At 63.6% G+C, this 13,419-nt stretch carries 12 protein-coding genes; 11 read left to right on the plus strand and 1 reads right to left on the minus strand.

The window, feature by feature from the left end:
• The first annotated feature begins 83 nt into the window (after positions 1-83).
• From CKW35_RS10280 to CKW35_RS10325, 10 genes are all read left to right on the plus strand, one after another.
• The gene (locus CKW35_RS10280) at positions 84-983 is read left to right on the plus strand and encodes a chemotaxis protein (RefSeq protein ID WP_016484932.1); all 900 of its coding nucleotides are present in this window, start codon (positions 84-86) and stop codon (positions 981-983) included.
• An 88-nt stretch (positions 984-1,071) separates the two neighbouring features.
• A complete protein-coding gene (locus CKW35_RS10285; RefSeq protein ID WP_016484931.1) occupies positions 1,072-1,383 on the plus strand; it encodes a hypothetical protein in 312 nt (103 codons plus the stop codon).
• Positions 1,380-2,114 (plus strand): YkgJ family cysteine cluster protein, encoded by a 735-nt coding sequence (locus CKW35_RS10290; RefSeq protein ID WP_095115839.1) that lies wholly within the window; start codon positions 1,380-1,382, stop codon positions 2,112-2,114. The genes CKW35_RS10285 and CKW35_RS10290 overlap by 4 nt, the downstream gene beginning before the upstream one ends.
• 256 nt (positions 2,115-2,370) lie before the next feature.
• Positions 2,371-3,534 carry an efflux RND transporter periplasmic adaptor subunit gene (locus tag CKW35_RS10295; protein ID WP_016484929.1) on the plus strand — a complete coding sequence of 388 codons (1,164 nt, stop codon included), beginning with the start codon at positions 2,371-2,373 and terminating at the stop codon, positions 3,532-3,534.
• Positions 3,531-6,623, plus strand: a complete 3,093-nt coding sequence (locus tag CKW35_RS10300) for a multidrug efflux RND transporter permease subunit (RefSeq protein WP_095115841.1) — start codon at positions 3,531-3,533, stop codon at positions 6,621-6,623. The genes CKW35_RS10295 and CKW35_RS10300 overlap by 4 nt, the downstream gene beginning before the upstream one ends.
• 9 nt (positions 6,624-6,632) lie before the next feature.
• The gene (locus CKW35_RS10305; protein ID WP_023047985.1) at positions 6,633-7,307 is read left to right on the plus strand and encodes a heavy metal response regulator transcription factor; all 675 of its coding nucleotides are present in this window, start codon (positions 6,633-6,635) and stop codon (positions 7,305-7,307) included.
• Complete coding sequence (locus CKW35_RS10310) at positions 7,282-8,685, plus strand: heavy metal sensor histidine kinase (protein WP_016484927.1); 1,404 nt, start codon at positions 7,282-7,284, stop codon at positions 8,683-8,685. Before CKW35_RS10305 ends, CKW35_RS10310 begins: the two co-directional genes overlap by 26 nt.
• 287 nt (positions 8,686-8,972) lie before the next feature.
• Positions 8,973-9,197: a hypothetical protein gene (locus CKW35_RS10315; protein ID WP_023047986.1), complete on the plus strand. Its 225-nt coding sequence runs from the start codon at positions 8,973-8,975 to the stop codon at positions 9,195-9,197.
• A gap of 206 nt (positions 9,198-9,403) precedes the next feature.
• On the plus strand, positions 9,404-10,738 hold the full coding sequence (locus CKW35_RS10320; RefSeq protein ID WP_016484925.1) for an OprD family porin: 1,335 nt from the start codon (positions 9,404-9,406) through the stop codon (positions 10,736-10,738).
• 223 nt (positions 10,739-10,961) lie between these two features.
• On the plus strand, positions 10,962-12,452 hold the full coding sequence (locus CKW35_RS10325) for a sensor domain-containing diguanylate cyclase (RefSeq protein ID WP_016484924.1): 1,491 nt from the start codon (positions 10,962-10,964) through the stop codon (positions 12,450-12,452).
• Here the strand turns inward: CKW35_RS10325 and CKW35_RS10330 are convergent.
• Positions 12,449-12,925, minus strand: coding sequence for a PA2169 family four-helix-bundle protein (locus CKW35_RS10330; RefSeq protein ID WP_016484923.1), 477 nt, complete (start codon positions 12,923-12,925; stop codon positions 12,449-12,451). The two genes, CKW35_RS10325 and CKW35_RS10330, sit on opposite strands and share 4 nt — an antisense overlap.
• Positions 12,926-13,126: 201 nt before the next feature.
• Here CKW35_RS10330 and CKW35_RS10335 point away from each other — a divergent pair, with 201 nt between their 5' ends.
• Complete coding sequence (locus CKW35_RS10335; protein WP_016484922.1) at positions 13,127-13,348, plus strand: DUF3820 family protein; 222 nt, start codon at positions 13,127-13,129, stop codon at positions 13,346-13,348.
• The last annotated feature ends 71 nt before the right edge of the window (positions 13,349-13,419 follow it).

The raw sequence follows: 13,419 nt of genomic DNA on the forward strand, positions 1-13,419 counted from the left end.
CCCCAGGTTCTGTGCAAAATGCCTAAAGCCCGACCAAAACGGGCCGATAACCGGTTATCCCCTGTTCCCCACCGAAGGTCACCATGGCCACGCAAAATGCCCGCGCGGACTCGTTGTCCCTGCTGCTGTTCACCCTGCGCAGCGGCAAGTTGATGGCAATCAACCTGCTCAAGGTCAGCGAAATCATCCCCTGCCCGCCGCTGACCAAGCTGCCGGAGTCGCACCCCAACGTGAAGGGTGTAGCGACCCTGCGTGGCCATTCGCTGTCGGTCATCGACCTGTCACGCGCCATCGGCGAGCGGCCCCTGGAAGACCCGCAAGGCGGCTGCCTGATCGTCACTGAAATCAGCCGCTCGCGCCAAGGCCTGCATGTGCAGGCGGTCAGCCGCATCGTGCATTGCCTGAGCACCGACATCAAACCGCCACCCTTTGCTTCGGGCAACCGCTCGTTCATCACCGGCGTGACCCGGGTCGACAACACCCTGGTGCAGGTGCTGGACATCGAAAAAGTCATCCACTCCATCGCCCCACCGCCGGCCGAACCCGCACACGGCACCTTGAGCGAAGAAGACGCCAGCCTGCTGGCCGCCGCCAACATCCTGGTGGTGGACGACAGCCTGGTGGCCCTGCAGCAGTCGGTGCACACCCTGCGCAACCTGGGCATCGAATGCCACACCGCGCGCAGCGCCAAAGATGCCATCAACGTGTTGCTGGAGCTGCAAGGCACCGCGCAGGAGATCAACATCATCGTCTCCGACATCGAAATGAGCGAGATGGATGGCTACGCCTTCACCCGCACCCTGCGCGAAACCCCTGATTTCCAGCACCTGTACGTGCTGCTGCACACCTCGCTGGACAGTGCCATGAGCAGCGAGAAGGCAACCCAGGCCGGGGCCAACGCCATCCTCACCAAGTTCTCCTCGCCAGAGCTGACCGATTGTCTGGTGGTGGCCGCGCGTACCGTGGTGTTTGCCGAGCACTGATATATTAAGCGACAAACTCCCCGGCTTGCCGCCGGGGGTGAGTCGGGCATAATTCGCGCCCCTCGCAAGCAAATTGCCGGAATCGCGTATGAAGTTTTTCAGCTCTATCCTGATCACCTGCGCCCTCCTCAGCGGTATCGCCCAGGCCTCCAGCAGCCAGGCCTGGAACGAGCAGCGCCAACAGATGCTCAAGGCCTGCCTGGCCGCCAGCCAGTTCAAGGATGCCCACGCCCGCGGCAAGCCCGCCGAGTTCGATGACCAGGTCGGCATGAGCGCCCTGCTGGTCGAAGGCGTCTACCCGCAGAAGCACATGCAGCAACGCACCGGCACCGAGCTGTGCCTGTACGACCGCCAGCACCAGCGTGCCTTCATCAGCGAGTGGAGCCCGGAAGCCAAGTGACCGACAACTTGCGATTCGGTTGTACCGGCTGCGGCAAGTGCTGCACCGGGCACCACGTGCCCCTGACGCTGGCTGAGGCACGCCGCTGGGCAGATGATGCCGGCCAGGTGATAGTGCTGATCGAAGCCTTCGTGGCCGATGGCCCCGGCATGCCGCCTGAGCAGCGCGAACATGTGCTGCGCCGCTCGTATCCGGTGGCCTGCGGCGACGGTGAGGCACGCGTGTCGGTGACCTTTGCCGCGTTCAACCCCGGGCGCTGCCGCAACCTGGACGACGACGACCTGTGCACCATCTATGAACAGCGCCCGCTGGTCTGTCGCATCTACCCGGTGGAAATCAACCCGCACATTCCGCTGCGCCCGGACAGCAAGGACTGCCCGCCGGAGGCCTGGCAGCAAGGGCCGGAACTGATTCACGGCACGCAACTGGTCGATGCGGAACTGCAAGCGCTGGTGCAAGCGTCACGGCAAGCCGACCGCGATGACATAGCTGCCAAGGTGGCGGTGTGCCAGGCGCTGGGCATGACCACCAGTGCGCTCAAGGGCAATGGCTTTACCGCCTACCTGCCAGACATGGGCGCGTTTGCCACGGCGCTGGCGCAGGAGCCCATACCTGACGCTGCACAGTGGACCTTGCATGTGCAGGATGAACCGCTGGTCGCGAGCTTGCAGGGGCTTGGTTTGCGCACTACCCACGAAACCCCGGTGTACTACGCCTTCATAGGCTTTTAGCCTGAGCGACTTCAGCAAGCATTCCACGGTAACCTGTGGGAGCGGGCGTGCCCACGAACACCGGCGCAGCCGGTGCCATCCACCGCGTCGTCTTCTTCGCGGGCACGGCCGCTCCCACAGTGGTCCCCTGTCGCATGCCACCCGGTGAAACTGACAGCGCTGTCAGCCAGCCGTCACGCTGCCGACCCGGTGCGGGGGCTATAAGATTGAGTACAGACAACCGTTTCCCTCCCACCTGGCCAAGGTGCCCGCACCGATGCGACGTCCGTCCCGCTCTGCCTTCCTCGCCGCACTGGCGCTCCTGGCCCTGGTGGTAGCAGGCACCTGGTTCAGCCAGCACCAACCCGCACCGGCCGCCCGCGCGCAAACCGCCGTACCGGTGCGCGTGGTCAGCGTCGCCCAGCAGGACGTGCCACGCTATGCCAGCGCCATCGGCTCGGTATTGTCGCTGCACAGCGTCGAGGTCCGGCCCCAGGTCGAGGGGATACTCACCCAAGTGCTGGTCAAGGAAGGCCAATGGGTCAAGGAAGGTGACCTGCTCGCTACCCTCGACGACCGCAGCATCCGCGCCAGCCTCGATCAGGCCCGCGCACAACTCGGCCAAAGCCAGGCACAGATCCAGGTGGCCGGCGTCGACCTCAAGCGTTACCGCCTGCTCAGCAGCGATGACGGCGTGTCCAAGCAAACCCTCGACCAGCAACAGGCGTTGGTCAACCAGCTGCAAGCCACGGTCAAGGGCAACCAGGCGGCCATCGCCAACGCCGAGGTGCAACTCTCCTACACACAGATACGCTCACCGGTAACCGGGCGCGTGGGCATCCGCAATATCGACCCGGGCAACCTGGTGCGCACCAGCGACACCCAGGGGCTGTTCAGCGTGACCCAGATCGACCCGATCGCTGTGGAGTTCTCGCTGCCGCAACAGATGCTGCCAACCCTGCAAGGCCTGCTCAAGGCGCAAACGCCGGCGCTGGTCGAGGCCTACATGGATGCCGATGGTGAGCGCAACCTGCTCGGCGCAGGCCACCTTGCCCTGATCGACAACCAGATTTCGGCCAACACCGGCACGGTGCGCGTCAAGGCCGAGTTCGACAACAAGGACGGCCTGCTATGGCCGGGGCAACTGGTCACCGTGCGCCTGCGCACGGCGATGGACCAAGACGCCCTGGTGGTGCCGCCCCCCGTGGTGCAACGCAGCATCGATGGCCACTTCGTCTACCGCGTCGACGGCGACAAAGTCACCAACGTGCCGGTCAAGGTACTGTATCAGGACAGCACGCTGAACATCGTCGCCGGGGTCAAGGCCGGCGACCAGCTGGTACTCGATGGCCAATCGCGCCTCAAACCCGGCTCCAGGGTCGAGATCACCCCTGACGCCCCGCCGCCTGCCGAGATGGCCGAGCGCAGGAGCCAGCCATGAACACCCGCAATGGCGTCTCGGCGTGGTGCATCGACCACCCTATCGCCACCCTGCTGCTGACCTTCGCCTTGGTCCTGCTCGGCGCCATCGCCTTCCCGCGCCTGCCGGTGGCACCCTTGCCAGAAGCGGACTTCCCGACCATTCAGGTCACCGCCCAGTTGCCCGGTGCCAGCCCGGAAACCATGGCCTCGTCGGTGGCCACGCCGCTGGAGGTGCAGTTCAGCGCCATCCCCGGCATGACCCAGATGACCAGCAGCAGCGCGCTGGGCTCGACCACGCTGATCCTGCAGTTCACCCTGGACAAGAACATCGACACCGCCGCCCAGGAAGTGCAGGCAGCGATCAACACGGCCACCGCCCGCCTGCCCCAGGACCTGCCCAGCCCGCCCACCTGGCGCAAGGTCAACCCGGCCGACAGCCCGGTGGTAATCCTCACCGTCAGCTCCGCACAGATGCCCGGCAACGAGCTCAGCGACTACGCCGAAACCCTCTTGGCGCGCCAGCTCAGCCAGATCGACGGGGTCGGCCTGATCAACATCACCGGCCAGCTGCGCCCGGCCATACGGGTGCAGGCACAACCCGAGAAACTCGCGGCCATCGGCCTGACCCTGGCCGACGTGCGCCTGGCTATCCAGCAGACCAGCCTGAACCTGGCCAAAGGCGCGCTGTACGGCGAGCACAGCGTGTCGACCATCGCCGCCAACGACCAGCTGTTCCACCCCGAAGACTATGCGCAGCTGATCGTCAGCTACCGCAATGGCGCCCCGGTGCACCTGAAGGACGTGGCCAAGGTAATCAATGGTGCCGAGAACGCCTATGTAAGTGCCTGGTCAGGCAACCAACCGGGGCTGAATCTGGTGATCTTCCGCCAGCCTGGCGCCAATATCGTCGACACCGTGGACCGGGTGCTCGACGCCTTGCCGCGCTTGCAAGAGATGCTGCCGGCCTCGGTTGAAGTGTCGGTGCTGCAGGACCGCACCCAGACCATCCGCAGTTCGCTGCACGAGGTCGAGCTGACCCTGATGATCGCCGTGGCGCTGGTGATCGGGGTGATGGCGCTGTTCCTGCGTCAGTGGTCGGCCACCTTCATCGTCTCCAGCGTGCTCGGCGTCTCGCTGATCGCCACGTGCGCGCTGATGTACGTGTTCGGCTTCAGCCTCAACAACCTGACCTTGGTGGCCATCGTCATTGCCGTCGGCTTCGTGGTCGATGATGCCATCGTTGTGGTGGAGAACATTCATCGCCATCTGGAAGCCGGCGACGATAGCCGCACCGCTGCGCTCAAAGGCGCCGGCGAGATCGGCTTTACCGTGGTGTCGATCAGTTTCTCGCTGATCGCCGCGTTCATTCCGCTGCTGTTCATGGGCGGTGTGGTGGGCCGGCTGTTCAAGGAGTTCGCCCTGACCGCCACGGCCACCATTTTGATCTCGGTGGTGGTATCGCTGACCCTGGCCCCCACCCTTTCGGCGCTGTTCATGCGCCGCCCACCCGGCGACCACCAGGGCGGTTTCGGCCAGCGCCTGCTGGGTTGGTACGAAAAAGGCCTGGACCGCGCGCTGGCCCACCGGCGGATCACCCTGGGGGTGTTCGGCATTACCCTGGCGCTGGCCGTGGCCGGCTACGTGGGCATCCCCAAAGGCTTCTTCCCGCTGCAGGACACCGGCTTCATTCTCGGTACCACCGAGGCAGCTGCGGACGTGTCCTACCCGTCGATGATCGACAAGCACCTGGCGCTGGCGAAAATCATCGGTGACGACCCGGCAGTGCGCGCCTATTCGCACTCGGTGGGGGTGACTGGCAGTAACCAGACCATCGCCAACGGCCGTTTCTGGATCTCGCTCAAGCCCCGCGGCGAGCGCGATGTCTCGGCCAGCGAATGGATCGACCGGATTCGCCCGAAACTCGCCCAGGTGCCGGGCATCGTCCTGTACATGCGCGCCGGCCAGGACATCAACCTCAGCTCCGGCCCGTCACGCACCCAGTACCAATACGTGCTCAAGAGCAACGACGGCGTCGCGCTCAACCTGTGGACCCAGCGCCTTACCGACCGCCTGCGGGAAAACCCGGCGCTGCGTGACCTGTCCAACGACCTGCAACTGGGCGCCAGCGTCACCCGCATCGATATCGACCGCCAGGCCGCGGCGCGTTTCGGCCTGACCACCACCGACGTCGACCAGGCCCTGTACGATGCCTTCGGCCAGCGCCAGATCAGCGAATTCCAGACCGAGACCAACCAGTACAAGGTCATCCTCGAACTGGACGCGCAACAGCGTGGCAAGGCTGAAAGCCTCAACTTTTTCTACTTGCGCTCACCACTGACCAACGAGATGGTGCCGCTGTCGGCCCTGGCGCATGTTGCCGCGCCAAGCACCGGGCCGCTGTCGATCAGCCACGACGGCCTGTTCCCGGCCGCCAACCTGTCGTTCAACCTGGCGCCCGGCGTGGCCTTGGGCGATGCGGTGCAGATCCTGGAGCGTGCGCAGCGCGAGCTGGGGATGCCCGACTCGATCACCGGCAACTTCCAGGGCGCCGCCCAGGCGTTCCAGAGCTCGCTGTCGAGCCAGCCCTACCTGATCCTCGCCGCGCTGGTGGCGGTGTACATCATCCTCGGTGTGCTCTACGAGAGCTTCGTTCACCCGCTGACCATCATCTCCACCCTGCCCTCCGCAGGCCTGGGCGCGATCATCCTGCTGTGGGCCAGCGGCCAAGACTTCAGCATCATGGGGCTGATCGGCGTGGTACTGCTGATCGGCATCGTCAAGAAGAACGGCATCCTGCTCATCGACTTTGCCCTCGAAGCCCAGCGCCACCACGGCATGACACCCGAACAGGCGATACGCCAGGCATGCCTGGTGCGCTTCCGTCCGATCATCATGACTACCCTGGCCGCGCTACTGGGCGCGGTGCCGCTGATGTTCGGCTTTGGCACCGGCGCCGAGCTGCGCCAGCCACTGGGCATCGCCGTGGTGGGTGGCCTGCTGGTGAGCCAGGCCCTGACGCTGTTTACCACCCCGGTCATATACTTGGCCCTGGAGCGCCTGTTCCACCGCCGCCAGGCTGCCCGCGCGGCAGCGCCAAGTCCCAGTTAGGACAAGACCATGCGTGTGCTGATCATCGAAGACGAAGAAAAAACCGCCGACTACCTGCATCGCGGCCTGAGCGAACAGGGCTTTACCGTTGACCTGGCACGGGACGGTATCGATGGCCTGCACCTGGCCCTGGAGGGCGACTACGCGGTGATCGTGCTGGATGTGATGCTGCCTGGCCTGGACGGCTATGGCGTGCTGCGCGCCTTGCGCGCGCGCAAGCAGACGCCGGTGATCATGCTGACCGCCCGTGAACGGGTCGAAGACCGCATTCACGGCCTGCGCGAAGGCGCCGACGACTACCTGGGCAAGCCGTTCTCGTTCCTTGAACTGGTCGCCCGCCTGCAGGCCCTGACCCGGCGCAGCAGCAACCATGAACCGTTGCAGGTGCAGGTGGCAGACCTGTGGATCGACTTGATGGCCCGCAAGGCCACACGCGCCGGGCAGCGCCTGGACCTGACGGCCAAAGAGTTCTCGCTGCTCAGCGTGCTGGCCCGGCGGCAGGGTGAAATCCTGTCGAAAACGGCGATTGCCGAACTGGTCTGGGACATCAACTTCGACAGCGACGCCAACGTCGTGGAAGTGGCAATCAAACGCCTGCGCGCCAAGCTCGACGGGCCCTTCGACAACAAGCTGCTGCACACCATCCGAGGCATGGGCTATGTCCTGGAAAACCGCGCGGGGTAATTCCATCGCCCTGCGCCTGTCGGCGCTGTTCATCCTGGTGGCGCTGGGCGTGTTCCTGCTGATCGGCTCGGCGCTGTACCGCCAGGTCGACCGCAGCCTGGACCTGCTGCCGCAGGCGGAACTGGATGCGCGCTTCAGCGTGCTCGAATCTACCCTCAACCGCTTCGGCACGCAGGAACACTGGGCCAAGATCAACAACAAGCTCAACCTGCTCAGCGAAGAAGACAAGCGCATCCGCTTCTGGGTAGTCAGCAGCAACCCGGCCTACGAATACGGCCACCCCAGCGAGCTGGTCCGTGCCTTTGCCGAAGGCCCGCAGGGTATGCGCGACCTGCGCCTGCCCGACCGGCCCTACCCTTACAAGGTGCTGGTCAGCGAGCTACCGGGCCTGGGCGAGCGGCCACCGCTGCGGTTTTTGATTGGCATCGACACCGAAACGTTCTGGCAGGCCCAGCACAGCCTGCTGCTGGCGATTGTCGGGCTGGCGGTGCTTGGCGTGCTGCTGGCTTCAATGCTGGGGTACTGGGTCGCGCGCATTGGCCTGCGCCCGCTGCTGGCGTTGTCCAACGAGGCCCAGGCCCTGGCCCCGCCACGCCTGGATGGGCGTTTGCAAACCCACGCCCTGGCCCCGGAACTGGCACAGTTCGCCGGCGCCTTCAACGCCGCGCTCGACCGGGTCAGCCAGGCCTACTCACGGCTGGAAGCCTTCAACGCCGACGTAGCCCACGAACTGCGCTCGCCGCTGACCAACCTGATCGGCCAGACCCAGGTAGCGCTTACCCGTGGCCGCAGTGCCGAGCATTACTTCGAAGTGCTGCAATCAAACCTGGAAGAGCTGGAGCGCCTGCGCAGCATCATCAACGACATGCTGTTTCTGGCCAGCGCCGACCAAGGCAGCAAGGCCACCGCCCTCACCCAGGCCTCGCTGGCCGAAGAAGTGGCAACCACCCTCGACTACCTGGACTACATCCTCGAAGACGCCCAGGTCAGCGTGAGCGTGATCGGCGACGCCCAGGCGCCCATCGAAAAGGCCCAGTTACGCCGGGCGCTGATCAACCTGCTGAACAACGCCGTTCAGCACACCGCGCCGCACCAGGTGATCCAGGTGCAGATCGATGCCGGGCCCGAGCAGGTCAGCATCGCCGTGAGCAACCCGGGGCCGGCGATTGACGATGAACACCTGCCGTTGCTGTTCGAACGCTTCTACCGCGTGGATGCGGCGCGCAGCAACAGCGGTGGGGGCAACCATGGGCTGGGGTTGGCGATCGTCAAGGCGATTGCGCTGATGCATGGGGGGGAAGTGTTTGTGCGCAGTGGGGCCGGGCTCAATACCTTTGGTATCCAGTTGCCGACCTTGAGGCCTGCGCGCTCTGTGTAGGAGCGGCCTTGTGCCGCGAAAGGGTCGCGAAGCGGCCCCAGACGCTTTGGCAGGGCCAAGATTGCCGGGGCTGCTGCGCAGCCCATTCGCGGCGCAAGGCCGCTCCTACAAGGACCGCGCAGGCTCTCTAGCGCGGGAGTTTGCGGCCAAAGTACTATTGCTTTTTCTTGGATCGTTACCTTTTGCGCAACAGTGCTTATCGCACTTCGCTCTGTTTCAAGTGCACTGAAAGGACTAACTTTACCCCCGTCCTCATTAGCACTTGCACCGCAAGAAGGTAGTTTCAAATGTCCAACAGTATGGGTATTGCCAGCGTCTTCGTTCTGTCTTCCCTGTTGTTGTCGCCCCTGGCCATGGCCGAAGAATCCAGCGCTTTCGTCACCCGTAATGCAGAGCTCGCCGCCGTCCATCAAGAGGCCCGCGACGCTGTAGCAGCAAACAAGGCAGAAGCCGCCAAATCCCCAGAACAGACCGCTTCCAAAGTTTCTGTCGATGCCAATGCCGACAGCTGATCAAGCGCTGTTGCTGCTCCCGATTTCCCTTGGCTACACCATGGGCACCACCGGTGCCGATATGTTAGCCTTTTAAAGCCGCTGCCGATCAGCGGCTTTTTTTATGTGCTTTAAACCTCAGCCCGGCTGTAACGTCTACCTAAAAAAAAAGACGCACATTCAAAAATAAAAACTGCCCCACCGTCAGACCAAAGGAGCTAGTACCGGTGCCTTCCGCGTTTCGCTTTACCCCGCTGTTCATTGCGTTGACTGCAACGATCCCTGTCGCCGCCCAGGCAGATGAAGACAAGGCTGATGGCTTCATTGAAGGGTCGTCCTTCAACCTGCACTTTCGTAATGCCTACTTCAACCGCGACAACCACAACGCTGGCGTGCGTGACACCCGCGAGTGGGGCCAGGGCGCGGTTGCGCGCTTCGAGTCGGGCTACACCCCAGGCGTAATCGGCTTCGGCCTGGATGCCCACGCCATGCTGGGCCTCAAGTTGGACGGCGGTGGCGGCCATGCCGGCACCAGCATCCTGCCCGAGCACATCAAGGACGACGGTGAGCTGGGCGCTGCCCCGCATTCGTTCTCCACTGCCGGTGCTGCGGTCAAGCTCAAGGCATTCGACACCGAGCTGAAAGCCGGTGACCTGTTCCTCACCAACCCGGTGATCGCGGGCGGCGAAACCCGCATGCTGCCGCAGACCTTCCGTGGTGTGAGCCTGACCAACACCAGCATCGACGGCCTGCTGCTCGAAGGCGGCCAGGTGAGCTTTACCCACCCGTACAACCAGAGCGGCCACCGCCGCATCGACACCTACTACGGTTCGCTGGACGAGCACGACAAGAGCAAGCACCTGAACTGGGCCGGCGCGTCATGGAGCGGTACCGAGAACATCACCAGCAACCTTTACGCCGCCGAGCTGAAGGACATCTGGAACCAGTACTACGCGGACTTCGACTACACCTACGTGGTCAACGACCTGGTCAGCCTGAACCCGGGCGTGCACTTCTACCACACGCAGGACACCGGCCAGGCCCTGCTGGGCAAGATCGACAACAACACCTACAGCGTGCACTTCACCGTCAATGCGGGCTTCCACAGCGTCACCGCCGCCTACCAGCGGGTCAATGGCAATACGCCATTCGACTACATCAACCTGGGCGACAGCGTGTACCTGGACAACTCGCGCATGTACTCGGACTTCAACGCGCCAAACGAGCGCTCGTGGAAGCTGCAGTACGACTATGACTTCGCCGGAGTAGGCGTGCCTGGCCTGACCACCTCGCTGTCGTACTCGCGCGGCGAGGCCGATCTGACCAAAGCCACCCAGGACACCAGCCACTACGACTACTACCGTGAAGATGGCAAGAACGCCATGCACTGGGAACGTGACCTGGACGTGAAGTACGTGTTCCAGGAGGGTGACCTGAAGGACCTGTCGGTACTGGTGCGCTATGCCACTCACCGTGGCAGCCAGGGGTATGCGTCGATCGACAGCAACAGCGACAACGATGAAGTGCGGGTGATCGTCGACTACCCACTGAACGTGTTCTGATCCAGGACCGCTAGCGAGGGCTGCGCCCTCGATCGCCGGCAAGCCAGCTCCCACAGGTACTGCATAACCGCTAAGCCTGTTGCTGTACCTGTGGGAGCTGGCTTGCCGGCAAAGGGCTGCGCAGCAGCCCCAGACGTGATTCCGTCGGACAAATCTTGTCCGACAATCACTGCTTCCCTAGAATATCGCCGCCGCGAATGGCCCTGCCCACGCAGTAGCGAGCATGCCCACCCGATTACCGCGTTTCGCATTTCTCAGGTCGCACCCCGAGCTGGCCCTCAACCTGGGCAGTTGCCTTGCCGTGCTCGCCATCGTGGCCATCGTCAGCTTCCTGCTGGCGCGTGAACGTGACAGCGTCGAGCTGTCAGCCATTCGCTCGTCAAGCAACATTGTCCAGCTGATCGAAAGCGACATCCTGCGCAACGCCGAACTCTACGACCAGTCACTGCAGGGCCTGATCTGGGCCGTCGGGCGCAAAGAGCTGCCGGAAATACCCGGCCCGCTGCGCCAACGCCTGCTGTTCAATGAAGCCTTCGTCGACCGCAAACGCGGCGACGTGCTGTGGCTGGACAAGCAAGGCAATGTGGTGGGCGACTCCACCAGCAGTGTGCCGCGCAAGGCCAACTTTGGCGAAACCGGGGTGTTCAAGGCACACCAGGCCAACGCCAATCTGGGCTTGCTGGTAGGCCCGCCATTCAAGGCCAAGCTCGGCGACCTGGACTGGTGTATCAGCTTCAGCCGGCGTATCTCCGGCCCCGATGGCGAGTTTGCCGGACTGGCAGCAGGCGCATTGCGCCTGTCGTATTTCAGTGAGCTGTTCCAGCGCCTGGACATCGGCGCCGACAGCAGCATCAACCTGTTCAATACCGATGGGCAGCTCCTCGCCCGTCAGCCCTCACGCCCGCAAGACCCGCTGATCGGTTCCAACTATGCCGAGCGGCCCAACTTCAAGCGCATTCTCAGCGAACAGAGCGGTAACTTCACTGCCCGCTCTGGCAGCAACGGCAATCCGCAGATCTACACCTTCGCCCGGGTCGCGCAGCTGCCACTGATCGTGCTGGTGGTGCACTCGGCCGACGAGGTGTTCCAGTCCTGGCGCCGCACTGCGGTTCTGGTCAGCGTCGCCACCGGCGTGCTGTGCGTGGGCATCCTCTGGCTTACCCTGCTCCTGGGCCGCGAACTGCGCCGCCGCCAAGAGGCCGAACAAGGTCTGGCAACGTTGGCCGCCACTGATAGCCTGACCGGCCTGGCCAACCGTCGCCGTCTGGACCAGGTGCTGCGCCAGGAGTGGGCGCGTGCGCAGCGCAATGGCAAGCCGCTGGCGGTACTGATGGTGGATGTGGACCATTTCAAGGCGTTCAACCAGCGCCATGGGCATGCCGGCGGCGACCACGCGTTGCGGGAGGTAGCCAAGACCATCGAGGCGAGCATCCGCCGGCCGGCAGATCTGGCTGCTCGTTATGGTGGGGAGGAGTTTCAGGTGGTGCTGCCGGAAACCGATCTGGCCGGCGCGCGGCTGCTGGCCGAGCGCATTCGTACAAGTGTAGAAGCGCTGGCACCTTTTGCCGATGACGCCCACGCGGTAACAGTGAGCATCGGCATCGGCCTGTCCGGCACCCAGCACGAACTGAGCAGTGTGCTGGGCGCTGCGGACGAAGCCCTCTACCGGGCCAAGGCCAAGGGCCGCAACCGGGTAGAGGGGCCCGACGCTTAAGAGCGGGCGCGGGCGGCGTTGCGCAGGGCTTTGACCTGGTCATGGTTGCGCTGCACGCCTTGCAGCTGTTTTTCCACCAGGCCATAGGTCATGTCACTGGCGCTGCGGCCCAGCTTTACCAGCTTCTCGCGGGCTTCCTTGTAGGCTTTGAGGGCGTGGTCTTCACCGCGTTCAACCTCGTTCAGCACCGCTTCTTCGTCCTTGCCGGTGACCAGCGACTTCAGGTTCACCCAGCCGCGATGCAAGTCGCCGCTGATGCTGGTGGATGTTTCCGGGTCGCCGCCCAGCCGGCGCACTTCGCTTTGCAGTTCGCCGGCAGCGTTGGCGCATTCACCGGCACGCTGAACGAAGAACGCTTTGAGCTCGGGATTCTTCACATCATCGGCCGAGGCTTTGAATCCTTTCTCGCCATCCTTGCTGTATTCGATCAGGTCGTTGAGTACGTCAATCACGTCTTTGTTGGGGTTGCTCATGGTCGAACTCCTTGGCAGGTGATAGTCATCTACAGAGTTGCAGCGTTCGTGCCATGCTTTCGAGTAAAATAAATCCTTTGTTTTTCAATTACTTATCTAATATTCAAGAATGGCTGATACCGGCGTTCTGCATGATCGCCGCTTGGGGCTTCGTGCAGATTGCAGTATGGTCGGCACTTTTCCACTCAAGGCGCGCCGAAGATGAAGCCGGAAATGCTCGAATTGCTGGTGACCCGCAGCATGCCGTTCGGCAAGTACCAAGGGCGCATCATTGCCGACCTGCCGGGGGACTACCTGGCGTGGTTTGCGCGCAAGGGTTTCCCCACGGGTGAGCTGGGCGGGTTGCTGGCGTTGATGCATGAAATCGACCACAACGGGCTGGGGGATCTGCTGGTACCGTTGCGCAACAAGCATGGGCGTTGACCTGCTCCGGCCTCTTCGCGGGCATGCCCGCTCCCACAGGTCTGCATGATCTCGAAATGTGCAGGAACCTG

It is taken from the genome of Pseudomonas sp. Irchel 3F3 (assembly GCF_900187545.1).
GTDB lineage: Bacteria > Pseudomonadota > Gammaproteobacteria > Pseudomonadales > Pseudomonadaceae > Aquipseudomonas > Aquipseudomonas fortuita.